18 protein-coding genes and 2 tRNA genes are annotated in these 23,323 nt (G+C 29.3%); 13 read left to right on the top strand and 7 right to left on the bottom strand.

Annotated features, from left to right (window positions below; all coding sequences use genetic code 11):
* Window positions 1-380: 380 nt before the first annotated feature.
* From pfkA to MHL31_RS06340, 3 genes are read left to right on the top strand one after another with little or no spacing between them, the layout of a single operon-like run.
* Entirely contained in the window at window positions 381-1,367 is a 987-nt protein-coding gene (gene pfkA / locus MHL31_RS06350) for a 6-phosphofructokinase (protein ID WP_240228248.1), read from the top strand.
* 30 nt (window positions 1,368-1,397) lie between these two features.
* The gene (gene gap, locus MHL31_RS06345; protein WP_240228246.1) at window positions 1,398-2,402 is read left to right on the top strand and encodes a type I glyceraldehyde-3-phosphate dehydrogenase; all 1,005 of its coding nucleotides are present in this window, start codon (window positions 1,398-1,400) and stop codon (window positions 2,400-2,402) included.
* Between the two features lie 38 nt (window positions 2,403-2,440).
* Window positions 2,441-3,301: an N-acetylglucosamine kinase gene (locus MHL31_RS06340; RefSeq protein ID WP_240228244.1), complete on the top strand. Its 861-nt coding sequence runs from the start codon at window positions 2,441-2,443 to the stop codon at window positions 3,299-3,301.
* On the opposite strand, the gene murF is transcribed toward MHL31_RS06340, so the two are convergent.
* Together murF and gldJ are read right to left on the bottom strand one after the other, a co-directional pair.
* The gene (gene murF / locus MHL31_RS06335; protein WP_240228243.1) at window positions 3,287-4,546 is read right to left on the bottom strand and encodes a UDP-N-acetylmuramoyl-tripeptide--D-alanyl-D-alanine ligase; all 1,260 of its coding nucleotides are present in this window, start codon (window positions 4,544-4,546) and stop codon (window positions 3,287-3,289) included. The genes MHL31_RS06340 and murF overlap by 15 nt on opposite strands.
* 98 nt (window positions 4,547-4,644) lie before the next feature.
* Window positions 4,645-6,345, bottom strand: coding sequence for a gliding motility lipoprotein GldJ (gene gldJ, locus MHL31_RS06330; protein ID WP_240228241.1), 1,701 nt, complete (start codon window positions 6,343-6,345; stop codon window positions 4,645-4,647).
* Between the two features lie 162 nt (window positions 6,346-6,507).
* Here gldJ and porU point away from each other — a divergent pair, with 162 nt between their 5' ends.
* The 10 genes from porU to MHL31_RS06280 all read left to right on the top strand — a co-directional run bounded on the left by porU (window position 6,508) and on the right by MHL31_RS06280 (window position 17,906).
* On the top strand, window positions 6,508-10,308 hold the full coding sequence (porU, locus tag MHL31_RS06325; protein WP_240228240.1) for a type IX secretion system sortase PorU: 3,801 nt from the start codon (window positions 6,508-6,510) through the stop codon (window positions 10,306-10,308).
* A 30-nt stretch (window positions 10,309-10,338) separates the two neighbouring features.
* On the top strand, window positions 10,339-11,484 hold the full coding sequence (gene porV, locus MHL31_RS06320) for a type IX secretion system outer membrane channel protein PorV (RefSeq protein WP_240228238.1): 1,146 nt from the start codon (window positions 10,339-10,341) through the stop codon (window positions 11,482-11,484).
* Between the two features lie 21 nt (window positions 11,485-11,505).
* The gene (gene cdd, locus MHL31_RS06315) at window positions 11,506-11,988 is read left to right on the top strand and encodes a cytidine deaminase (RefSeq protein WP_240228237.1); all 483 of its coding nucleotides are present in this window, start codon (window positions 11,506-11,508) and stop codon (window positions 11,986-11,988) included.
* Window positions 11,989-11,995: 7 nt separating this feature from the next.
* Window positions 11,996-12,382, top strand: coding sequence for a group III truncated hemoglobin (locus MHL31_RS06310; RefSeq protein ID WP_240228236.1), 387 nt, complete (start codon window positions 11,996-11,998; stop codon window positions 12,380-12,382).
* A gap of 34 nt (window positions 12,383-12,416) precedes the next feature.
* Entirely contained in the window at window positions 12,417-13,478 is a 1,062-nt protein-coding gene (locus MHL31_RS06305; RefSeq protein WP_240228235.1) for a 3-oxoacyl-ACP synthase III family protein, read from the top strand.
* A gap of 140 nt (window positions 13,479-13,618) precedes the next feature.
* Window positions 13,619-14,359 (top strand): ABC transporter permease, encoded by a 741-nt coding sequence (locus MHL31_RS06300; RefSeq protein WP_240228234.1) that lies wholly within the window; start codon window positions 13,619-13,621, stop codon window positions 14,357-14,359.
* Window positions 14,360-15,127: an ABC transporter ATP-binding protein gene (locus MHL31_RS06295; protein ID WP_240228233.1), complete on the top strand. Its 768-nt coding sequence runs from the start codon at window positions 14,360-14,362 to the stop codon at window positions 15,125-15,127.
* 62 nt (window positions 15,128-15,189) lie between these two features.
* A tRNA-Lys gene (locus MHL31_RS06290) sits at window positions 15,190-15,262 on the top strand.
* Between the two features lie 39 nt (window positions 15,263-15,301).
* Window positions 15,302-15,382, top strand: a tRNA-Tyr gene (locus MHL31_RS06285).
* Between the two features lie 115 nt (window positions 15,383-15,497).
* Window positions 15,498-17,906 carry a TonB-dependent receptor gene (locus MHL31_RS06280; protein WP_240228232.1) on the top strand — a complete coding sequence of 803 codons (2,409 nt, stop codon included), beginning with the start codon at window positions 15,498-15,500 and terminating at the stop codon, window positions 17,904-17,906.
* Here the strand turns inward: MHL31_RS06280 and MHL31_RS06275 are convergent.
* From MHL31_RS06275 to MHL31_RS06255, 5 genes are all read right to left on the bottom strand, one after another.
* Window positions 17,903-19,333, bottom strand: a complete 1,431-nt coding sequence (locus MHL31_RS06275; protein WP_240228231.1) for a DUF389 domain-containing protein — start codon at window positions 19,331-19,333, stop codon at window positions 17,903-17,905. The genes MHL31_RS06280 and MHL31_RS06275 overlap by 4 nt on opposite strands.
* Before the next feature lie 11 nt (window positions 19,334-19,344).
* Window positions 19,345-20,421: a mannose-1-phosphate guanylyltransferase gene (locus tag MHL31_RS06270; RefSeq protein ID WP_240228229.1), complete on the bottom strand. Its 1,077-nt coding sequence runs from the start codon at window positions 20,419-20,421 to the stop codon at window positions 19,345-19,347.
* Window positions 20,414-21,013 (bottom strand): SprT-like domain-containing protein, encoded by a 600-nt coding sequence (locus MHL31_RS06265; RefSeq protein ID WP_240228228.1) that lies wholly within the window; start codon window positions 21,011-21,013, stop codon window positions 20,414-20,416. Before MHL31_RS06265 ends, MHL31_RS06270 begins: the two co-directional genes overlap by 8 nt.
* A gap of 3 nt (window positions 21,014-21,016) precedes the next feature.
* Window positions 21,017-21,697 carry an SDR family oxidoreductase gene (locus tag MHL31_RS06260; protein WP_240228226.1) on the bottom strand — a complete coding sequence of 227 codons (681 nt, stop codon included), beginning with the start codon at window positions 21,695-21,697 and terminating at the stop codon, window positions 21,017-21,019.
* Between the two features lie 90 nt (window positions 21,698-21,787).
* On the bottom strand, window positions 21,788-23,311 hold the full coding sequence (locus tag MHL31_RS06255) for a hypothetical protein (RefSeq protein WP_240228224.1): 1,524 nt from the start codon (window positions 23,309-23,311) through the stop codon (window positions 21,788-21,790).
* Window positions 23,312-23,323 lie beyond the last annotated feature (12 nt).

The following is a 23,323-nucleotide window of genomic DNA, read 5'->3' as shown; positions in this document are numbered from 1 at the left end:
CGTATTTGTAAACCCGTGCCTTGTTAGGTTGGTTTTAACATCTTATTAAACTGATATTTAATTATAAATTATAATTTGTATTTAGAGACCATTCAATAATTTTATTGAATGGTTTTTTTGTGCAAAAGAAGTAATTTTTTACTTTTTAAAATGTTTCTTTAAAAGTGTTGAAAAAATATTTTTTAAAATAATTGAGTATCAAAAATATTTTAATTATTTTTACTGTAAATATCTGAATATAAGTTTTTTAAAATTTCAAATTTACTTAGTGAAACCCTTGATTTACAGAGGTTTTTTGCGAAATCGTTTTAGTGAAAAAAAAACGGTTTTGTAGGATAAAATTCCATTTCAAAGTACCTTTGGTAAATTAATTTTAACCTATGAATGAACCAATAAATAAGATAGCAGTTTTAACGTCTGGAGGAGATGCTCCAGGGATGAATGCTGCCATACGAGCTGTAGTTAGAGCTTGTACATATTACAGAGTAGATTGTGTTGGTGTCTATAGAGGATACCAAGGATTAATTGACGGAGATTTTGAAGAATTATCTTCCCGACATGTTAGTAATATTATTAACAAAGGAGGTACTATTTTAAAATCTGCAAGATGTCAAGAATTTAGGACAGAAGAAGGTAGACAAAAAGCTTATGATAATTTGAAAGAAGCCGGTATAGGTGCACTTGTTATTATTGGTGGAGATGGAACTTTTACTGGTGGCTTAAAATTTATTCAAGAATTTAATTTTCCAATAATTGGTATTCCTGGAACTATTGATAATGATATCTATGGTTCGGATAGAACAATTGGGTATGACACAGCTTTAAATACAGTTGTAGATGTTATTGATAAAATTAGAGATACTGCTAGTTCGCACAATAGATTATTTTTTATTGAGGTAATGGGACGTGATGCAGGATTTATAGCATTAAATACAGGTATTGGAGCCGGAGCCGAAGAAATTTTAATTCCTGAGAAAGATTTAGGATTAGATAGATTGGTTGATTCTCTTCGAGGAAGTAGAGAAAGAGGAAAAACCTCTAGTATTGTTGTTGTCTCTGAAGGAGATAAAATTGGTAAAAATGTATTTGAATTAGGAGATCATATTAAAGAGATTTTTCCAGATTATGATATAAGAGTTTCTGTTTTAGGACATATGCAAAGAGGAGGAAGCCCTAGTTGTTCAGATAGAGTTTTAGCGAGTAGATTAGGTGTAGCAGCAGTAGAGCATTTATTAGACAGATCGTCTGGTGTTATGGTTGGTATTACTAACAATCAAGTTACTACAGTTGCCCTTAATAAGGCTATTAAATTGAACAACGATATAGATAAAGAATTATTAAAAGTAGCTGAAATAACTTCAGTTTAATATATAGATTAATAGATAAAAACAATAAACATGTCAACAATTAAAATTGGAATTAACGGATTTGGTAGAATCGGTAGATTAGCTTTTAGAGTAGCTGCTAGTAGACCAAATGTACAAGTTGTAGGAATTAACGATTTACTAGCTGTAGATCACTTAGCTTACTTATTAAAGTATGACTCAGTTCACGGTCAATTTGACGGAACTATTGATGTAAAAGATGGTAAATTAGTTGTAAACGGAAATGAAATTAGAATTACTGCTGAACGTAACCCAGAAGATTTAAAATGGGATGAAGTTGAAGCTGATGTAGTTTTAGACTGTACTGGAATCTTCACAAACTTAGAAGGAGCTGGAAAACACATTAAAGCTGGAGCTAAAAAAGTAGCAATTTCTGCACCATCTGCAGATGCACCAATGTTTGTAATGGGTGTAAATAATGATAAAATTACTGCAGCTGATACTATTGTATCTAATGCTTCTTGTACAACTAACTGTTTAGCACCAATTGCTAAAGTATTAAATGATAACTTTGGAATTGTTGAAGGATTAATGACTACTGTACACGCTGCTACTGCAACACAATTTACAGTTGATGGTCCATCTAAAAAAGATTTTAGATTAGGTCGTGCTTCTTTAAACAATATTGTACCTGCATCTACAGGAGCTGCAAAAGCTGTTGGAAAAGTAATTCCAGAATTAAATGGAAAATTAACAGGTATGGCATTTAGAGTACCAACTGTTGATGTATCTGTAGTAGATTTAACTTGTCGTTTAGAAAAAGGAGTTCCTTTTGAAGAAGTAAAAGCAGCAATTAAAAAAGCATCAGAAAACGAATTAAAAGGTGTTTTAGGATATACTGAAGAAGGTGTTGTTTCTCAAGATTTTGTTTCTGAATCTAAAACTTCAACATTTGATGCAAATGCAAGTATCGGATTAAACGATAATTTTGTAAAAATTATTTCTTGGTACGATAATGAATACGGTTATTCAACAAAATTAGTTGATTTAGCTGAGTACATTAATGCAGTTAAATAATAATAAATAAGTTATATTCATAGTTAAATTCATAAAGAATGATTCTAATAGCTGATGGAGGCTCAACAAAAGCCGATTGGATTTTGTTAGACAATAAAGGAGAGGTTGTACTTAAAACAAGAACAGCAGGTTTAAATCCTGCCGTTTTTCCAGGTGATTTATTACAAAGCCGTGTAGAAGAAAATGAAGATTTTCAATTTCATAAAGAGAAAATAACACATGTTTATTTCTATGGAGCTGGTTGCGGAACTAAAAAACCTACTGCATTATTGAAATCAATATTAGAATCATTTTTTATAAATGCAATAGTTGAGGTTAAGGAAGACACATATGCAGCGACATATGCGGTAACTACAGAGCCCGGTATTGTGTGTATTTTAGGAACAGGATCAAATAGCAGCTACTTTGATGGTAAAGATGTTGTTAATGGTGTGCCTTCTCTAGGTTTTATCTTAATGGATGAAGCAAGTGGTAATTATTTTGGAAAAAGATTAATTAGAGATTATTTTTACAAAAGAATGCCTAAAAGAAGTGCTAAGAAATTTAAAAGCCAGTTTGATGTCGATCCTGATATAATAAAACGAAATGTTTATAAGGAAACAAATCCAAATACTTATTTAGCACATTTTGCAGAATTTATTTTTAGAAATGAACGTACTGCTTATACAGATAAAGTGCTTGAAAAAGGAATTAATGTTTTCTTTAAAACAAGAGTGCTAAATTATAAAGAGGTTAAGGATGTACCTGTACATTTTGTTGGTTCTATTGCATTTTTCTCAAAAGATGTTATTGAAAGAGTAGCAAAAAAGTACAATGTTAAACTTGGAACTATTTTAAGAAGACCTATTGATGGTTTAATTGAATTCCATCGTGAGAAATTAAAATTAGAAGAGGTTTAATATTCTTTCTAATGCCATACCTCTAGAACCTTTAATTAATAAAGAGGTATTTTTTAAATTTAAATCTTTATTTGAAGTTTTAAAATCTTCAAAACTAGAATATATTAAAGCATTTTTTACAGTTATTGTAGAAAATGCTTTTCCTATTAATATAAGCTTGTTAAAATTTAAGGAATTTGCATAATCAGCAATTTGTTGGTGTTCTTTAGAACTTGTTTCACCTAATTCAAACATGTCGCCTAAAATAACTACTTTTTGAGTATCTTTTAATAAACTAAAGTTTTCTAATGCGGCTTTCATGCTACTTGGATTAGCATTGTATGCGTCTAAAATTACTTTTAAACTACCTTTATTTATTATTTGAGACCTATTATTGGTTGGTTCATAATTTTCAATTGCATCTTTAATGTCTTTTAATGGAACTTTAAAATAATTTCCAATTGCTATGGCTGCTGAAATATTATTAAAATTGTATTTTCCAATTAATTTACTTTCAATATCAATATTATTAAATTGAACTTTAACAAAAGGGTTTACTTCAATAAATTTAATTTCTGAATTATTAAAAACTACAGAATTAATGTTTTTAGATTGTTTTACCTGTTTAGAATCATCTGTATTAATAAAAGCAATTCCGTTTGTAGTTCTTAAAAACTCGTACAGTTCAGATTTTGCTTTTACTACACCTTCAATACTTCCAAAACCTTCTAAATGTGCTTTTCCAAAGTTTGTAATTAATCCAAAATTTGGCTTAGCAATTTTACATAAAAAGTCAATTTCATTTAAATGGTTAGCACCCATTTCAATAATTCCAATTTCAGTAGTTGGCTGTATTGTTAAAAGCGTTAGAGGTACTCCTATATGATTATTAAGATTTCCGGAAGTTGCTGTAGTTTTAAATTTTTTTGATAAAACAGCATTAATAAGTTCTTTGGTTGTGGTTTTTCCATTGCTTCCTGTTAAAGAAATTATAGGAATTTTTAGTTGATCTCTATGATATTTAGCTAATTCTTGTAGTGTTTCTAAAACATTCTTCACTAAAATTACATTTTGCAGATCTTTATATTCTTCTTCGTCTATTACAGCATAAGATGCACCACTGTTTAATGCATCTTTAGCAAATTTATTTCCATTAAAATTAGCTCCCTTTAAAGCGAAAAAAATACTTCCTTTTCTAATATTTCTAGTATCTGTATCTACTAAATAGCTTTGGGTGTATAGGTTGTATAATTGTTCAATTTTCATAGGTTTTAATTTGAAGTAATTTTGGGTTTTGTAATTTTAAATATAAAAAAAACCTCATTGAAATTTCAATGAGGTTTATATTTTATTTCAATTATTTTTTAGTATCTAACTCCTCTAGAAGTCGGAGTTCTAGTGTTTTGTGTCATTGGTCCAATTCTATCAGTAACGCATCTAAAGCCAATATAATTAGTAGCCATATATTCAGGTAAATACCTTCTTTGAGATGGGTCTAACCAATATTCTCTGTCTCTCCAAGAACCACCTTTATAAACACGAGTTTTATTACTAATAAGTGTTGTTCTTTTTTCAGTATCGTATTGTTGTTTTATCAATCCACTTTCTCCAATTTCTTTTGGTTTAATTGGTGAATTATACATACGAGGTTTTACATCTAATTCATCTTCATCTTTATCATAAAACTTGGTAGATGCCAAGTCTCCATCTTTAGCATCAACATTATAAGCTTTTTCATAATTATTTCTCATATATGCGTCTTGCTTAGTAATAGGAACTGTTTTAATACTACCAGGTAAGTTTTTAGGTGTAATTCTACCGTTATCTAAAGTATCGTATTGTACAGAAAAATTATCAGCAATAACAACTTTACCTTCAGAGTCTATCATTTTTTTTGTAAAAATATTACCTCTATAATAATTAAAGTCGTTAGCGTCATTATCAATTATAGGTCTATAAACATCAGATACCCATTCTGCAACGTTACCAGACATATCATACAATCCAAATGCGTTAGGTTCGTAAGATTTTACCTGAATGGTAATATCTGCACCATCGTTACTCCAACCTGGAACACCGCTATAATCTCCTTTACCTTGTTTAAAATTGGCAAGTTGATCACCCTTATAACGTTTAGATTTGTTTCTAGTGTATTTACCACTCCAAGCGTATTTTTTTCTACCTCTTATGTTATTATATTCTCTATCTTCAACAATTGCTTTAGCGGCATATTCCCACTCTACTTCTGTTGGAAGTCTAAATTTAGCAGATAAAATTCCGTCAGAAACTTTTACTTGTCTACCTGTAAACGAACCTCTAGCAGGTCTAGGTTCTCCTTTTTTTCTAGCTTTAAAATCAGGTAACCCTTTTTTATAAATGGTAGAATCACCATCAAACATTGCATATGGATTTTGTAAATAGGTGTCAGTGTCAAAATGATCTTTACCTTTTACTTCTAGAGAATCAAGGTCGTATAAAGGTTTTAGAACACCTTTATCCATTAATATTTTTTCATTTACTCTATTGGTTCTCCAATTACAGTATTGATTTGCTTGCACCCAACTTACTCCAATAACAGGATAATCTTGGTAACCAGGATGTCTTAAATAATTTTCTGTTAACAGTTCATTAAATCCTAAAACATCTCTCCAAACTAATGTGTCTGGTACTGCAGACTGATAAATATGTTCGTAGTTGATGTCATTTGGAGGGAAAACTTTTTCCATCCAATTTAAATAGAACAAATATTCAGAGTTTGTTACTTCTGTTTCATCCATATAAAATGAACGAACTTGTTGTTTTACAGGCGTTGTATTCCAATCGAAGAGCACATCGTCTTGAACTTGCCCCATAGTAAAACTTCCTCCTTCAATTAATACCATTCCAGGAGGGGTATCTTGGCCAGCATAATTTGATTTAGAATCGTAAAAACCAACAGCGCTTTTTTCTTGTGCACTCCATCCAGTAAGTCCAGAAGCTTTTTTGTTACGGCAGCTTATTAAAGAAACTCCTATAACTATACAGATTAGTACTTTATAATTTTTTTTGATATCATTAAAGTTCATACAAAACTTAATTAGGGTTTTAGTGTTGCAATTTACATTAAATAAATTTTTTTGCAACAAATTTTTTGATTATGTTTTTTATAACGATTGTTTTTGTTCTTTATTATGTGTAATGTTGTATAATATTTGAACAAAATCCCAAATTTAGTGCGTTTTTACAAAATGAAATACTCTATTAATAGCCTAATATTTCTTTTTCTTCTTGTTGGAAACTTTGTTTTTGCACAACAAGATAAAACGAAAGTTTATAAATTAAAATGGATTGACAATGTCGATTTCGAAATTAATAAAAATTCAACAATTAAAACAAGTTTAATTGAGAATAACTTTTTAGATGCTCATTTAAATCCAACTTTTATGGATAGTTGGAGTGTAAATACAAACAGTGTAATTAGTGATTTTTCTATTAAAAATGTTGTTTATGAAACTGTAGCTAAAAATAATAGTTATACAGCTAAATATGTTGGAAATGAAGTTTTTATAGATTTAAATGTTGTAAATGCAAATAATACAACTTTGGCAGTTTTAAATCTAATGCCACTAGTAAAAATAGATAACCAAATTAAGCGTATTGTTTCTTTTGAATTAGAATATACTTTGGCTGCAGCTAAGCAAAATTCACAAAAAATATCGACTATAAAAAACTCAGTTTTATCTGAAGGAAATTGGTTTAAATTTGCAATAAATAAAACAGGAGTTTATAAAATTGATAAAGATTTTTTAGAAAGATTAGGAGTAGATGTAAATTCAATAAACCCTAAGAATATTAGTGTTTTTGGTAATGGAGGTGCAATGCTTCCTTTGAAAAACAGTGATTTTAGATATAATGGTTTACAAGAAAATGCCATTTATGTAAATGGTCAGGACGATGCTAGTTTTGATGATAATGATTATATACTATTCTATGCTACTGGTCCTCATTCTTGGGACTATGGATTAATTCCAAGTTTAAATACAACAAAGCATAATTTTAATATTTACAGTGATAAAGCTTACTATTTTTTAAAAATTGGGACTTCAGAAGGTAAAAGAATAACTACGCAAATACCAATTACAAATTCGAGTACCAGAACAATTACAAATTTTGACGATTTTACTTTTTATGAAAAAGACGAAGTTAATTTACTTGCAGTTGGACAGCAATGGTTTGGAGATGCATATAATATCGAAAACACACGTACATATTCACTACCCTTTGAAGAAATAGATAGCGCTGAACCTATACGAGTAAGAGTTAGAGGTGTAACTGCTTCTTCTACAGCATCAACTATGTCTGTTAAGGTAAATAGTCAAGATGTGTTTGAAGTAAATTACGAGGCTTTATCAGGTTCAGATAGCGCTGTTGCTAATGAAGATGAAGGAACAATAACAACATCGGGAGATCTAGTAGATGTAACCATAAGTTATAATAATAATGGAAATCCTTCGGCAGATGCTTATTTAGACTATATAGAAGTGCTTGGTAAACGAAAGTTAATAGCTAAAGACCATCAATATGTATTTAGAAATTTTGATATTTTAAATAATTCAGGAGTTCAAGAAATTTCTATAGAAAATGCAGATAAAATTAAATGGATTTGGGATGTTTCAAACCCAATAATCCCAGAGTTTGTAGAGAATCAATCTTTGGCTACAAACTATACTTACAAAGTAAATGGAGGGCAATTACTAGAATATGTTTTAATACCAGAAAATGATTTTTATGAGCCAGAATTGCTAGAAGTAAGTAGGGTTGAAAATCAGAACTTACATAGTTTAAAAGATATAGATTATTTAATAATTACTCAAGATTATTTGGTCGATCAAGCACAAAGATTAGCAGATTATCATGCAAATAATTCAGGCTTAATTACTAAAGTTGTACGTTTAGATCAACTGTATAATGAATTTTCTTCAGGCTCACCAGATGTTGCGGCAATTAGAGATTTTGTTAAGCATTTTTACGATAATGCAACTACAAATCAAATAAAATATATTTGTTTATTTGGGGATGCATCTTACGATTATAAAGATAGAATTGAAGGAAATAATAATATAGTACCTGCATTTGAATCATATAGTAGTTTTAGCCTAGTATCATCGTATGTAACAGATGATTTTTATGGTATGATGGATGCAAATGAAGGGTTGATGTCTTCTTTTGAAAGACAAGATATAGCTACAGGAAGAATACCAGTAACAGATGTTTTACAAGCTAAACAACTAGTTGATAAATTATTAGATTATTATAGTGTTGAGTCTTTTGGAGACTGGAGAACAAATATAACTTTAATAGCCGATGATATTGATAGTTCCGGGGAAGAGGTTTTACAATCTAATATGGATGAAATTGCAAGATCTATAGCTTCTGAAAAACCAATTTTTAATTTAAAGAAAATATATTTAGATGCTTATTTTCAAGAAACAGGATCTTCAGGGGAAACTTATCCAACTGTAAATTTAGATATTGTAAATCAGGTAGATAATGGGACTTTACTAGTCGATTATTTTGGACATGGTGGAGAAGATGGTTGGGCAAGTGAAGGTATTTTTCGGTTACCTGAAATACAAAGTTTAAAAAATAAGAATAAATTACCTTTATTTATAACAGCTACTTGCGATTTTTCTAGGTTCGATAATCCATTAAGAAAAACTGCTGGTGAATATTTGTTTTGGGCAGAAAATTATGGGGCAAGTGCTTTAATTTCTACAACTAGAGAAATTTACATTAGTGTTGGTCAGGCATTTAATGAAAGACTAATAGAGCCTCTTTTAAAATTTAATGATGAAAACTTGTCAATAGCAGAGACTTTAATGACGATTAAAAATCAGTTTTCTACAACCCAGCGTTTTTTTATATATAGCTTTGGAGATCCAGCTATGCATTTAAGTATTCCAGAACCTTCAATAAAATTATCTAAAATGAATGATAAAGATATTGAAGAATCTTTAGACACTATAAAAGCGTTATCTTATATTCAATTTGAAGGAAATGTTGTTGATGTTAATGATAATTTATTAAACGATTTTAATGGAGAAATTGACGTAACTGTTTTTGATAAAGTAATTAATAAAAAAACATTAGATAACGATGGTTACAATATTGTAATGGAGTTTGATTCAAGAGAAAGTAAAATTTTTAGAGGAAGTTCTAAAGTAGAAAATGGAAAGTTTACTTTTGATTTTGTGGCTCCTAAAGATTTAAAAGTAGCTTATGGAAAAGGAAAACTCAGTTTTTATGCATTAAACAATATAATTGATAAATCCGGTTATAATATCGATGTAACTGTAGGTGGTATTAATGAAAATGCACCAGCAGATAATACAGGGCCTACCGTACAATTATATATGAACGATTTAAGTTTTGTTGATGGTGGTACAACAGATAGTGATCCTGTATTTATTGCTGTTTTAGAAGATGAAAACGGAATTAACACTTCCGTAACCGCTGTTGATCACGATATAATTGCAATTTTGGATAACGATCAAGCAAATCCAATAATTTTAAATGATTATTATCAAACGGATTTAGATACCTATAAAAAAGGAAAAGTAACTTATTCGTTTAGAGATCTTTCAGCAGGTTTACATACAATTACCCTAAAAGTATGGGATACCTACAATAATCTATCAGAATCTACGTTTAATTTTACTGTTGTTGATAATAGCGATTTAGTTTTAAGTAATGTATTAAATTACCCAAATCCATTTGTTAATTATACAGAATTTTGGTTCAACCATAACAAGCCAAATGAACAACTAGAAGTACACATTCAAATTTTTACAGTTTCGGGTAAATTGGTAAAAACAATTTCAGAAACAGTACAAACTGAGGGGAATTTAAGTAGAACATTAGTATGGAATGGATTGGATGATTTTGGAGCTAAAATAGGAAAAGGGGTATATGTATATAAATTGAAAGTAAAATCAATTAATTCAAATACATCTGCTCAAAAAATTGAAAAATTAGTAATATTGCAATAACAATTTAATTCAATTATTAAATTAACATTAATGAGAAAAATAATTTTAGTAACTCTTACTGTATTATTTGCTTTTTCAAGTAAGGCGCAAGAAGATCAGAATCCAATTACTACTGCAGCACCTTTTTTACTTATAGCACCAGATGCTAGAGCAGGAGGTATGGGAGACATAGGAGTTGCAACTTCACCAGATGCAAATTCACAACACTGGAATGCTTCTAAATATGCATTTATGAGAACTCAATTTAGTGTAGGTATTATTTATACACCTTGGCTTAGAGAATTAACAAACGATGTGTTTTTAGGTGGTTTTACTTTTGCTAATAGAATAGACGAAAGAAGTGCTTGGGCTACAAGTCTAAAATATTTTAATTTAGGAGAAATACAATTAACTACCAGTAATGGAACTCCAGAAGGGACTGAAAAATTAAATGAATTTTCCTTAGACGGTTCTTATTCAATTAAACTGAGTGAAACTTACTCAATGGGTGTAAGCTTGCGATATATTAGATCAGATTTAGGAATTAAATCTGCTAATTCAACAATAAGTCCAGTGAATACTTTTGCAGTAGATATTTCAGGATATTTTCAATCTGATGAAAGTAATTACGGAGATTTTAATGGTATTTGGCGTGGAGGATATAACATTTCAAATATAGGACCCAAAGTTTCTTATACCGATGATGGAAAAGAAAACTTTATACCAACTAATTTAAAAATAGGAGGTGGTTTCGATTTTATTTTAGATAATTATAATAAAGTAAGCTTAAATTTAGAATTTAATAAATTACTAGTACCTACACCAAGTATTGATATTACTGAAGACGAAACTTCAGACCCATATTATGTACAAGAAGATGTAAGTTTTTTTAGTGGAATTTTTAAATCTTTTAATGATGCTCCAGGTGGTTTTAGTGAGGAGTTAAAAGAATTTACTTGGGCATTAGGAGCTGAATATATGTACGATAATTCTTTTGCAATTAGAGCAGGTTATTTTAATGAAAGTGACATAAAAGGAGCTAGAAAATATTTTACAATAGGTTCGGGTTTTAATTTTAAAAGTTCTAAATTAGACATTTCATATTTGTTCAATGCATCAGATATAAATAATCCATTAGAGAATACACTTCGATTCTCTTTATCTTTCGATTTTGGAGATATTTTCGAAGTAAAATAAAAGCTAAAGAACACTATTTTAATGAAAAAAGTTGAATTAACAACTAGTATTTCAATCTACGAATCAATTCAAGAGCTTCCAAAAAACGTTGAAGCCTTAATGCAAAAAGCTATAAAAGCTAAAGAGAATGCTTATGCACCCTATTCCAAATTTAAGGTAGGAGCTTCAATTTTGTTAGAAAACGGGTTAATTGTAACAGGAAATAATCAAGAAAATGCAGCCTATCCTTCAGGGATGTGTGCAGAACGTGTTGCAATTTGGAAAGTAGCTTCAGAATATCCAAACGTAAAAATTTTAAAACTTGCTATATCGGCAAGTTCAAGCAACCAAATTTTAAAAGAACCAGTAGCGCCATGTGGGGCTTGTAGACAAACACTATCTGAATATGAATTAAAACAAAAAGATAAAATTGAAGTATTTTTTATGGGAGAAGAAGGTAAAATTATTAAAACAAACTCAGTTTTAGATTTACTTCCTATTGCGTTTGACAAATCTTTTCTCTAAAATATTTATGAAAAAGGATATTGAAAACAGAGCCGATATTTATTTACTTGTTAAGACCTTTTATAAAAAATTAATGAAAGATGATATAATAGGTCATTTTTTTGTTGATTTTACAAATCCTGAACTCTTAGAATTGCATTTACAAACATTGGTAGATTTTTGGGATAATATTTTGTTTTATTCGGGTGGGTATCGTAAAAATGCAATGGCTCCTCACCTAAAAATACATCAACAAAAACCTTTTAAGAAAGAGCACTTTAATAGTTGGTTGTCAATGTTTAATGAGTCTGTAGATGCCCTTTTTAAAGGAGAGATTGCGCATACTGCAAAGTCAAGAGCACACTCGATAGCCATCGTAATGGAAATTAAAATTTCCGAACTAAATAACGAATAGAATATTAAATTTGATTCCTAATTTTTTATCAAAAATGAGATCAGTAATAACAGGAACTGGAAGCTGTATTCCAAGTATAGTAAAAAAAAATTCAGACTTTTTAAATAGTAAATTTTTAAATGAAGATGGAAGCCCTTTTGGGAACGAAAATGCAGAAATTATTGAAAAATTTTGTGCAATAACCGGTATTGAGGAAAGGCGTTATGCAGCCGAAGATGAAGATTCATCTGATTTAGCATATATAGCTTCTAAAAAAGCAATAGAAGAATCTGGAATTAATCCAGAAGAATTAGATTATATAATTTTAGCACATAATTTTGGAGATGTTAAAACAAACTCTATTCAAGCAGATGTTTTACCAAGTTTAGCATCAAGAGTAAAAAACAAGTTAGGGATAAAAAGCCCTGGTTGTGTTGCGTATGATATCCTTTTTGGATGCCCTGGATGGATTCAAGGTGTTATTCAAGCAGAAGCTTTTATTAAATCTGGAATAGCAAAAAAATGTTTGGTAATTGGATCTGAAACACTTTCTCGTGTAATAGATCCGTATGATAGAGATTCTATGATTTTTTCTGATGGAGCAGGAGCTTGTGTTATAGAAGCCGCTGAAACCGAAGAGCAGGGAATTTTAAGTCATGCAGCTCGAACAGATACTGTAGATGAATGTTATTATCTTCATTATGGAGAATCGTTTAATAGAGAAGATACTAGCGGAGTTCATTACATTAAAATGTTAGGACGAAAAATTTACGAATATGGTTTAAAACATGTTCCCTTAGCAATGAAAACAGCTTTAGATAAAACAGGTCTTGATATTTCTGAAGTTAAAAAAGTATTTATCCATCAAGCAAACGAAAAAATGGATGAAGCTATTATTAAAAGATTTTACCGTTTGTATAAAACAAAAGTACCTAGTGATGTTATGCCAATGAGTATTCATAAATTAGGAAATAGTTCAGTTGCAACCGTACCAACATTGTTCGATATGGTTAAAAACGGAGCAATTGAAAATCACGAAATAAATAAAGGAGATGTCGTTATTTTTGCTTCTGTAGGGGCAGGGATGAGTATCAATGCCGTTGTTTATAAATATTAGTTTAAAGTATTTAAGTTATACTGCTAGAAGCTGCTGTGTTTTAATAACATAGCAGCTTTTTTATTTTAAAGATTAAATTTATAATGCAAAAAGATTATAAGGTGATATAATTTTAATATTTTAGCCAAAAAGAAATTTTAATGAACTATTTAGAGCATATTGGAAAGTATTTTATTATGCTGAAACAAGTTTTTAGAAAACCTCAAAAATGGTCGGTTTTTAGAGAAACTTTGTTTCGTGAAATTGAAGATTTAGGTTTAAAATCTTTGGGAATAATTATGTTTATATCCTTTTTTGTAGGAGGTGTTGTAGCTATACAAACAGCATTAAATGTAGACAGTCCTTTTATACCAAAATACTTAATAGGATTTGCAACAAAAAGATCTATGATTTTAGAGTTTGCGCCTACTTTTATGAGTGTTATCTTAGCAGGTAAAGTAGGTTCTTATATTTCCTCAAGTATAGGTACAATGAGGGTTACTGAGCAAATAGACGCTCTAGAAGTAATGGGGATTAACTCTTTAAACTATTTAGTTTTACCCAAAATTATAGCAACTTTATTCTTTTATCCAATACTAATTGTATTAGCAATGTTTTTAGGGATTTATGGGGGATATGTTGCAGGAATTTTAACAGGGAGATTTTTTAGTGAAGATTATGTTTATGGAATTCAACTTGATTTTGATCCTTATTTTATACAATATGCACTGATTAAAACATTAGTTTTTGCGTTTGTTATTGCAACTATTCCAGCCTATCATGGGTATTATGTAAAAGGAGGCTCTTTAGAGGTTGGAAGAGCGAGTACTCAAGCAGTGGTTTGGACAAGTGTTGTAATTATTTTATTAAATTACTTTTTAACTCAAATGTTATTAGGATAAATGATTGAAGTTACAGATTTATATAAAGAATTTAGTGGAACTCCAGTTTTAAAAGGTATAACTACAACTTTTGAAAAAGGAGAAACTAGTATGATTATTGGTCAGAGTGGTTCTGGAAAAACAGTTTTTTTAAAATGTTTATTGGGACTGCATGTTCCAGAAAAAGGAGGGATTTGCTTTGATGGAAGAAATCAAACAGCGCTAGATATTAAAGAGAGAAGGCAATTACGACAAGAAATTGGAATGGTTTTTCAAGGTGGTGCTTTGTACGACTCTTTAACGGTAGAAGAAAACATAATGTTCCCTTTAAAAATGTTTACAAACGATAGTAATGCAGAGATGTTAAAACGTGTAAACTTTGTATTAGATAGGGTAAATTTAGTAAATGCAAATAAAAAATTCCCTGCCGAAATATCTGGAGGGATGCAAAAAAGAGTTGCTATTGCAAGAGCAATTGTTATGAGACCTAAATATTTATTTTGCGATGAACCAAATTCTGGATTAGATCCAAATACTGCAACTTTAATAGATAATTTAATTCAAGAAATTACCAAAGAATATCAAATTATTACCGTAATAAACTCTCATGATATGAATTCGGTGATGGAAATTGGAGAAAAAATTGTTTTTTTAAAAGATGGAGTAAAAGCATGGGAAGGAAGCAATAAAGAAATATTTAAAACTGAAAATGAGGCGATTGTAAATTTTGTTTATTCTTCAAATTTATTTAAAAAAGTAAGAGAAGTATATTTAAATGAAACAAAATAAAAAAGTTGTTTGTTTTTTTAAAATATACTCTTATATTTGCACCCGCTAAAAACAAATAAAGCGACCTGGTAGCTCAGTTGGTAGAGCACCTCCCTTTTAAGGAGGTGGTCCTGGGTTCGAGCCCCAGCCAGGTCACAAACAACTTTTAGTTTTATAAAAGTTTTGGTCAATATTGGTGAGATACTCAAGTGGCCAACGAGGGCAGACTGTAAATCTGCTGCGCAAGCTTCGAAGGTTCGAATCCTTCTCTCACCACAAACCTCAAATCATTAGATTTGAGGTTTTTTTATATGAATATAATAAAAATGTTTAACATTTTTATATTTTTGTTAAACAAATTAGTATATTTGCAATAAATAAATGCTTTAGAATGAAAAATATTAGTATTATATTATTCCTTATATTAAATGTATCCGTAGTGTTTTCTCAAAATAACGGAACTATTAAAGGTAAAGTTATTGATGCGCAAACTAGAGAAAGTTTACCTTTTGTAAATGTATTAGTAGATGATTCAACAAAAGGAACAAGTACAGATGAAGAAGGGAATTTTGTAATTTCAAATGTGTCATTGGGCTATCATAAAGTTTTTGTTTCATTTTTAGGATATACATCTGTTTTATCTGATGATTATTTAGTAACCAAGGATAAAATACCTTATATTTTAATTGAATTATCTCAAAGTAACGAGCAATTAGATGAGGTTGTAATACAAAGTCAATTATTTCAAAAATCTGTAGAAAGTCCATTGTCTGTTCAGACTTTAGGTATTGCTGAAATTGAAAAAAATCCTGGAGGCAATAGAGATGTTTTAAAAGTGTTACAATCGTTACCGGGTGTAGCATCAAATCCAAGTTTTAGAAACGATATTATTATTAGAGGTGGAGCACCTTCAGAAAATAAATTTTATTTGGATGGAGTAGAAGTACCTGTAATTAATCATTTTCAAACACAAGGTTCTTCTGGAGGTCCGGTAGGAATTATAAATGCAGATTTAATTAGAAAAGTAGATTTTTATACGAGTGCTTTTTCTGCCAATCAAGGGAATGCTTTAAGTTCTGTTATTTCTTTTACACAGAAGGATGGGAATCCTGAAAAATTAAACACTAGGCTTACTTTAGGGACTTCTGATGCTGGAATTACTTTAGATGGTCCATTGGGGTCTAAAACTACTTTTATGGTTTCTGCGCGTCAATCTTATTTGCAGTTTTTATTTAAGTTGATAAAGTTACCTTTTTTGCCAACTTATAACGATTTTCAATTTAAAGTAAAACATCAATTATCACCAAATAGCGAAATTTCTTTAATAGGTTTGGGTGCGTTAGATAAGTTTAAGTTAAACGAAAGTGTAAATGATGATATAACTGACGAGGAAACTTTAAAGAGAAATAGGTATTCCCTAAGTAATATTCCTATTCAAGAACAATGGAATTATACTGTTGGAGCTGTTTATAAACATTTTGGTGAAAAAAGTATGCAACAAATTGTTTTAAGTAGAAATGTTTGGAATAATAACTCAAAAAAATATTTTAATAATTCAGATAATCCAGATGATTTATTATTGGACTATACTTCAAAAGAAATTGAAAATAAATTACGTTTTGAAATCACTTCAACATTGAATAATAATTACAAATTAAATGTTGGTGTAGGTTTGGAAAATGCAACTTATACAAACAGTACTTTTCAACGTTTGGCAATTTCAGAGGGAGTTCAAGAAATTGATTTTTCTTCAAAATTATCTATGTTAAAGTATGCTTTATTTGGACAAATTTCAAAAAGTTATTTAAACGCTAATTTAGGAGTTTCTTTAGGATTTAGAATGGATGGAGTTGATTATAATGATGAAATGAAAAATCCATTAAATCAATTTTCTCCTAGAATATCTTTGTCTTATAAATTAACTAAGAAACTTAGTTTAAATGCCTCTACAGGTATTTATAAACAATTGCCGGCTTATACAATTATGGGATATAGAAATGCTTTAAATCAATTGGTGAATAGAGATAATGGTTTGAAATTTATAGAAGCTATACATTATGTTTCTGGTTTAGAAATGAAACCAAATTCTACTTCAAAAATAACTTTAGAGGGGTTTTATAAGGCTTATAAAAACTATCCTTTTTCTGTAAGAGATCAAATTAGTTTGGCAAATTTAGGTTCAGATTTTGGAGTTATTGGAAATGAAGAGGTAAATTCTAATTCTAAAGGAAGAGCTTATGGAATTGAATTGTTAGCGCAAAAAAAATCATATAATGGTTTGTATGGTATTTTTTCGTACACGTTTGTTAAAAGTGAATTTAAAGGAGCTACAGGTAATTATATTCCTTCATCTTGGGATAACCGTCATTTATTATCAATTACTGGAGGTAAAAAAATGAAAAAAAATTGGGAAATAGGAGGTAAGTTTAAACTTATAGGTGGACAACCTTATACGCCTTACGATTATGACGCGTCTGCAATAATTGAAAATTATAATGTTTCAAATAGCGGTATTTTAGATTATAGTAAATTAAATTCAGAACGTTTTGATACTTATCATCAATTAGATCTTCGTGTAGATAAAACGTGGTATTGGGAAAAACTTTCTTTAAATTTTTATATTGATATTCAAAATATATATGGAAGTGAGTTTATTTCGCAGTCGTATTTAATTCCTATTCAAGATGAAAATGGAAATAAAAGTATAAACGCTACAGATACTACACGATATAACCTAGAAGAAATTTCAAATTCTTCAGGAAATGTATTGCCTAGTTTTGGTATTGTTTTAGATTTTTAATTATTATTTAACTGTAAAGTATCTAAATTTAAACGTGTTTTAAGCCATTTTTTAAGCACAAGTTGTTTGTTGGGTATGTTTTGAATAGAATCATTCCATCGAGCGTTAAAAACGGTAATTGTATCTACACTGTTAAAGTTAGTATGTATTAATTTTGCATAGCTTAAATGTTCTAAACCTGCATAATTTATTTGCGCTTCTTTACTTATTTGTATAAACGGAATTTCAGCAGCTTGATATTTATTTATTTGAGATGTAAGTAATTTAATTTTGTCTTCTTTCTCCTTTACTGTCTGATCTCTAGATGAAATTATTTTTTGATTTTGCACATATAAATCTGTCAAGTTTTGAACCTCATGTCTAATGTCAGAATCATCTTCTCCTTGTTGAAAGTCGAGTTGTGTTCCTTCAAGTCCGTAGTCTTTTAATTTTTCATTCCATAGTTTAATTTCATCGTTGGTTAGTTTATTTCCATAAACATATATTTTAACCTTTTTGTTATGATAGTCTATGTTTTCATCTTTTTCATCAATAATACTAATACCATTTCCTTTAATATCATTTATTAAATTTTCTACAGCTTGTTTAAATTGATTTTCTTGAAATAGGTTAAAAAATAGGTAAATACTTCCTGAGAAAACTATAAGAGCTACTGTTGAAGCTGTGGTGGCAATACGTTTTCTTTTTGCAGAGTTAATGTATTTTAGCATTGGAAAGCCTAAAAATTTAACAATTACAAAAGTGGCTAATGCAATAAAAATAGTGTTTATAGTAAACAGAAACATTGCACCTCCAAAATAACTTAAATTCCATGTTGCAAGTCCATAACCTGCAGTACATAAAGGAGGCATTAATGCAGTAGCAATTGCAACACCTGCAATTGTGTTTGTTTGTTTACTACGTCTACTAAGGGCAATTATTAAAGCTAAACCACCCGAAATTGCAATAAAAACATCTCTTACATCTGGAGCAGTTCTGGCCAATATTTCAGGAGTTTCACTTTGAAATATCGGAAAAATAAAAAACATTGTAGAGGTTGCTAAACTCAACCCAACCATAACTCCTAAATTTATTAAAGAACGTCTTAAAGTATCAATGTCATTAATACCAATAGATAACCCAATTCCTAAAATTGGTCCCATTAAAGGAGAGATAAGCATTGCTCCAATTACTACAGCAGAAGAACTTACATTTAATCCAATAGAGGCAATTAATATTGAAAAAACCAATACCCAAGCATTGTGACCTTTCATTGAAATATTTTCTTTTATATCTTCAATGGTTCCTTTTTTATCAGTATCATTTCTAATATCTAGAATACTGTGTAAGAATTGCGTAATACTAAGCCAAACTCCTTTAAAATCGTTTTCTGGAGGTGTATTTGAATTAGTATTGTTACTTTGTTGATTGGTGTTTTCAGTTTCCATGATTAAATAGTTTAAACAAATTTATCTCCAAATTTGGATTGAACTTCAGCACTTACTTCTTTTATTTCTTGTTCTTTATCTTTTGGGTAAATTAGTAGCACATCTTTTTTTTCCACTACAATAAAGTCATTTAAACCTTTAATTACAACTTTTTTATTATTTTGTGTTCTAACTATATTCCCTTTAGCGTTTTTAAAAATAACTTCTCCGCCAATAGAAGTGTTTTGGTTTTCATCTGCTTTTAGTTTTTCCTGTAAGGAACTCCAAGTACCTAAGTCGTTCCATCCAAAATCTGTTGGAAGTACACAAACATTGTTTGCTTTTTCCATAATTCCAAAGTCTATAGATATTTTTTGAGATTTTGAATAATTTTCTTCAATAAAATTGTTTTCTGAAGCTGTATTATAATTATTATTGCCTTTAGAAAATAGTTGGTGCATTTCGGGTAGATAAGTTTCAAATGCTTTTAAAATACTTTTAACACTCCAAATAAAAATACCTGCATTCCAAAGGTAATCACCACTGTTTAAAAATTCTTCTGCTGTTTCTATATTAGGTTTTTCAGTGAAATTAAGAACTTCTTTTATAGCTGTATCTGTTTTGTTAAACTTAATATATCCATAGCCTGTATTTGGATTGGTTGGTTTGATACCAAGTGTTAGTAAAAAGTCGTTTTTTGAACAAAATTCAAACGTGGTTTTAACGTTTGAAATAAATTCTTGTTCGTTTTCAATATAATGGTCAGATGGTGCAACTATCATAATTCCATCTGGGTTTTTATTGTAGATTTTAAGAGCACTATATAAAATACATGGTGCAGTGTTTTGCATTGCAGGCTCTAATAAAATTTGATTAGATGCAATAGTTGGTAAATGTTTTTTTACTAATTTTTTATATTTTTTATTGGTAGCAATTAATATATTTTCTGTTGGAATTAAAGAGTCAAATCGATTATATGTTTGTTGAATTAAAGAGTTTCCTGTACCTAAAATGTCATGAAATTGTTTAGGTAATTTATTGGTGCTTATTGGCCAAAATCGAGAGCCAATTCCACCAGCCATAATAACTGCGTAATAGTTTTTATTCATTGTGTTCTATTATTTCTACTGCTGCATTTTTGTTGAATAAATAAGTTTTTTTACTTTTCATTTCAACACATTCATATCTTGTTCTTCTAATATTCCCTTTTTTGTAGATTTTATTTTTAAATAAAAACATACTGCCATGTGGTAATTCAAATATAAAGCTCTTTCCCGAATTATCATCATACTTATTTAAAGCTTGCATTAAATTTACATCGGATCCAGTACTAGCTTTAGGATTTATTAAGTAATTAGCTAACAATGGAAGCAAATCTTCTGGGAAAATTTCCGGATTTAAAAACGGTAACATTAAATGTTGAAAGTTTCTTTTCCACTCAATACCATGTGGTTTTATGCGTTTGTATTTTTTAAAAGTTACAAAATGTGCTAATTCATGAATTAATGTTATTAAAAAATGGTATTGATTTAAGTTGTTATTAATTGTTATTTCAACTTTGCTATCAATAGTTCTTTTAAAATCGCCGTGTTTTGTGGCTCTTTCTTTAACTATTTTAATAACTAATGGATGTTCTTCAAGAATTTCTTGAACCAATATTAAAGCATTTTCTGGGATATATTTTGAAAGCTTTTGAATCATAAATTAAGGAGTTGTAGATGAAACTTGCAAAATTTTTCCATTATAAAATTTATTTCCAGTTAAAGCAAAATTATAAATATAATCGGCCATTTCTACTGCTGTAACTGGCGCTTTATAACCAGGAAATGCTTCTTCTAACATTTCTGTTTGTACTGCTCCTAAAGCAATAGCATTAAAAGAGATTTGTTGTTCTTTATATTCTTCAGCTAATACTTCTGTTAGTGTTAACAGAGCTCCTTTTGAAGAGCTGTAAGCTGCTAAACCAGGAAATTTTACACTTCCTAAAACTCCACCAATACTACTAATATTAACAACGTGACTGCCTTTGTTTAAAAATGGAATTAATTGTTTTGTTAATTCTGCAACTGCAAAAACATTTACTTTGTACACTTCTAAAAAGTCTGTGCTTGTAATTTTTTCAAAAGGTTTGTTTACTAATTTTCCTGCATTATTAATTAAAATATCTACATTTTTCCAGTTGGTATTTACAAAGTTTGTTACTTTATTTAAATCATTTTCATTAGATAAATCAACAGAAAGTGTTGTAATATTTTTGAGATTTAAGGTGTTTAAAGGAGCAGCGTTTCTAGATAAAGCAAGTACATTGTAATTGTTTTTAGCAAATAGTTGTGCTAATTCAAATCCAATACCGCGACTTGTTCCAGTAATTATTATATTTTTCATATTTATTTAAATAAATAGCTATATGTTTATTGTGATATATTTTGTAAAAATACAGTTTTTAAAATATCAATTAAAAAAAGGGATATTGTTTTAATTAAAATTAATATGTTGGTACGCTCCAATATCTGACGGAGAAGTTCTTAGTTCACCTAAAATATCGTAAGGGACTAGAGCGCTTCCTTGGAGGTTTGCATTTTTAATTGCATCGGAATTTTCGCCAATAATTAATTGATTACTATTGGTAGATTTAAAGTCTGAATTGCCATTTAAAATGTTATTTTCATAGTGATTTGTGTTTTCAAAATCATATTGAATGATGTCTTTATAACTTTGATTGTAATCATTAAATTTTATTAAATTGTTTTTAAATGAATAGTTAAATATACTTCCTTCAACTTTATCTAAAATTAATTCAATATTAGAATTACCATCAATAATACAATTTGTAAAGTTTGCAGCATGTAAATCTTTAGTTTCAGTAATTTGCTCTCCACTGTTGCTGATATATGTATAATAATTATTGATTAATACACTTGGGTATTGGCGTAAACTAGTATTCCAGAAATTTGTAAAAGTGGCATGTGTAAAATTATAAGTTCCGCCAATAGTACAAGCTAAAGAAGCTTGTCCGCTATTATTTATTACTAAATTTTCACCCTCAATATTGGTTTCTCTAGCTAAAATACCATAGTTTGCGCTATTGTAAATTTGGGTGTTTTTTATAGTTAAAGTAGGAGCGTTGTTGCTTCCAATGGAATCTACAATAATTCCTGCAGTTGCATTTTTTATAGTTACATTACTTATTACATTATTTTTACTGCCAGCACGCAGCCAAATTGCTCCCCATTGTCCTGGAATATTATTAAATTCAGATTCTAATCTATCTCCTTTAAATGTTACTTGGTTATTTAGTTCACCTTCAACAATTAAAGTAGCATTTTTATTGATAATAATTCCAGAATTTGAATGAAAATAAATATTAGCACCAGCTTCTATTGTTAGTGTTTTATTTTCTGGAACTGCGCAATAGCCGTAAATTACATATGGTTTTTGGTTGGTAAAAGTGGTGTTGTTATCTAAATAAAAACCATTAATTTTAATAGCTTCTCCATTAGAATCTAAACCTGTTGTAATGGTTTCGGTTAAACCGTTCGCATTTTTTGAAGGGTATAAAAAATGAGCATCTTTTACCAATGTTATTAAAGAGACTTTTTGTAAATTTTCTCCAGTATCAAAAATAATTTCATCTTGATAAATTGGGCTTGTAATTTGATTGTAGTTAATAGTAGTTTCAATAAAAATATAAATACTGTCTTTTGCTAAAATCTCGATATCTTCAAAAACTTTACCTGAAACACCGTCAACATTTAATCTGTAACTAGAATTTTCTGCATAACCTAATTTTATTGAAGGCACGTAGATGTTTTTGTTACTTTTATTATATACTTTTAAATTATAGGTACTTGAGCCAATATTAGTAAAAACGGTGTCTAAAAACACAGTATCTTTAGAAAAAGATAAATTTCCAGTACTTAAATCTGCGCCAAAGTCTTTTCTACAAGAAGCTGTAATTAGTAAGGTTGCTATAATTAAAAAAGATATGAAATAACGCATTAATTTTGTTTT

The organism is Lutibacter sp. A80 (assembly GCF_022429645.1).
Classification (GTDB): domain Bacteria; phylum Bacteroidota; class Bacteroidia; order Flavobacteriales; family Flavobacteriaceae; genus Lutibacter.
Note: the sequence above shows the minus strand (reverse complement) of the source record. Positions and strands in the feature narration are given on the sequence as shown.

Bases quoted from the DNA above. Each gene is read 5' to 3' on its own strand.
- pfkA (WP_240228248.1), top strand. From the start codon at position 381: ATGAATGAACCAATAAATAAGATAGCAGTTTTAACGTCTGGAGGAGAT.
- gap (WP_240228246.1), top strand. From the start codon at position 1,398: ATGTCAACAATTAAAATTGGAATTAACGGATTTGGTAGAATCGGTAGA.
- MHL31_RS06340 (WP_240228244.1), top strand. From the start codon at position 2,441: ATGATTCTAATAGCTGATGGAGGCTCAACAAAAGCCGATTGGATTTTG.
- murF (WP_240228243.1), bottom strand. From the start codon at position 4,546: ATGAAAATTGAACAATTATACAACCTATACACCCAAAGCTATTTAGTA.
- gldJ (WP_240228241.1), bottom strand. From the start codon at position 6,345: ATGAACTTTAATGATATCAAAAAAAATTATAAAGTACTAATCTGTATA.
- porU (WP_240228240.1), top strand. From the start codon at position 6,508: ATGAAATACTCTATTAATAGCCTAATATTTCTTTTTCTTCTTGTTGGA.
- porV (WP_240228238.1), top strand. From the start codon at position 10,339: ATGAGAAAAATAATTTTAGTAACTCTTACTGTATTATTTGCTTTTTCA.
- cdd (WP_240228237.1), top strand. From the start codon at position 11,506: ATGAAAAAAGTTGAATTAACAACTAGTATTTCAATCTACGAATCAATT.
- MHL31_RS06310 (WP_240228236.1), top strand. From the start codon at position 11,996: ATGAAAAAGGATATTGAAAACAGAGCCGATATTTATTTACTTGTTAAG.
- MHL31_RS06305 (WP_240228235.1), top strand. From the start codon at position 12,417: ATGAGATCAGTAATAACAGGAACTGGAAGCTGTATTCCAAGTATAGTA.
- MHL31_RS06300 (WP_240228234.1), top strand. From the start codon at position 13,619: ATGAACTATTTAGAGCATATTGGAAAGTATTTTATTATGCTGAAACAA.
- MHL31_RS06295 (WP_240228233.1), top strand. From the start codon at position 14,360: ATGATTGAAGTTACAGATTTATATAAAGAATTTAGTGGAACTCCAGTT.
- MHL31_RS06280 (WP_240228232.1), top strand. From the start codon at position 15,498: ATGAAAAATATTAGTATTATATTATTCCTTATATTAAATGTATCCGTA.
- MHL31_RS06275 (WP_240228231.1), bottom strand. From the start codon at position 19,333: ATGGAAACTGAAAACACCAATCAACAAAGTAACAATACTAATTCAAAT.
- MHL31_RS06270 (WP_240228229.1), bottom strand. From the start codon at position 20,421: ATGAATAAAAACTATTACGCAGTTATTATGGCTGGTGGAATTGGCTCT.
- MHL31_RS06265 (WP_240228228.1), bottom strand. From the start codon at position 21,013: ATGATTCAAAAGCTTTCAAAATATATCCCAGAAAATGCTTTAATATTG.
- MHL31_RS06260 (WP_240228226.1), bottom strand. From the start codon at position 21,697: ATGAAAAATATAATAATTACTGGAACAAGTCGCGGTATTGGATTTGAA.
- MHL31_RS06255 (WP_240228224.1), bottom strand. From the start codon at position 23,311: ATGCGTTATTTCATATCTTTTTTAATTATAGCAACCTTACTAATTACA.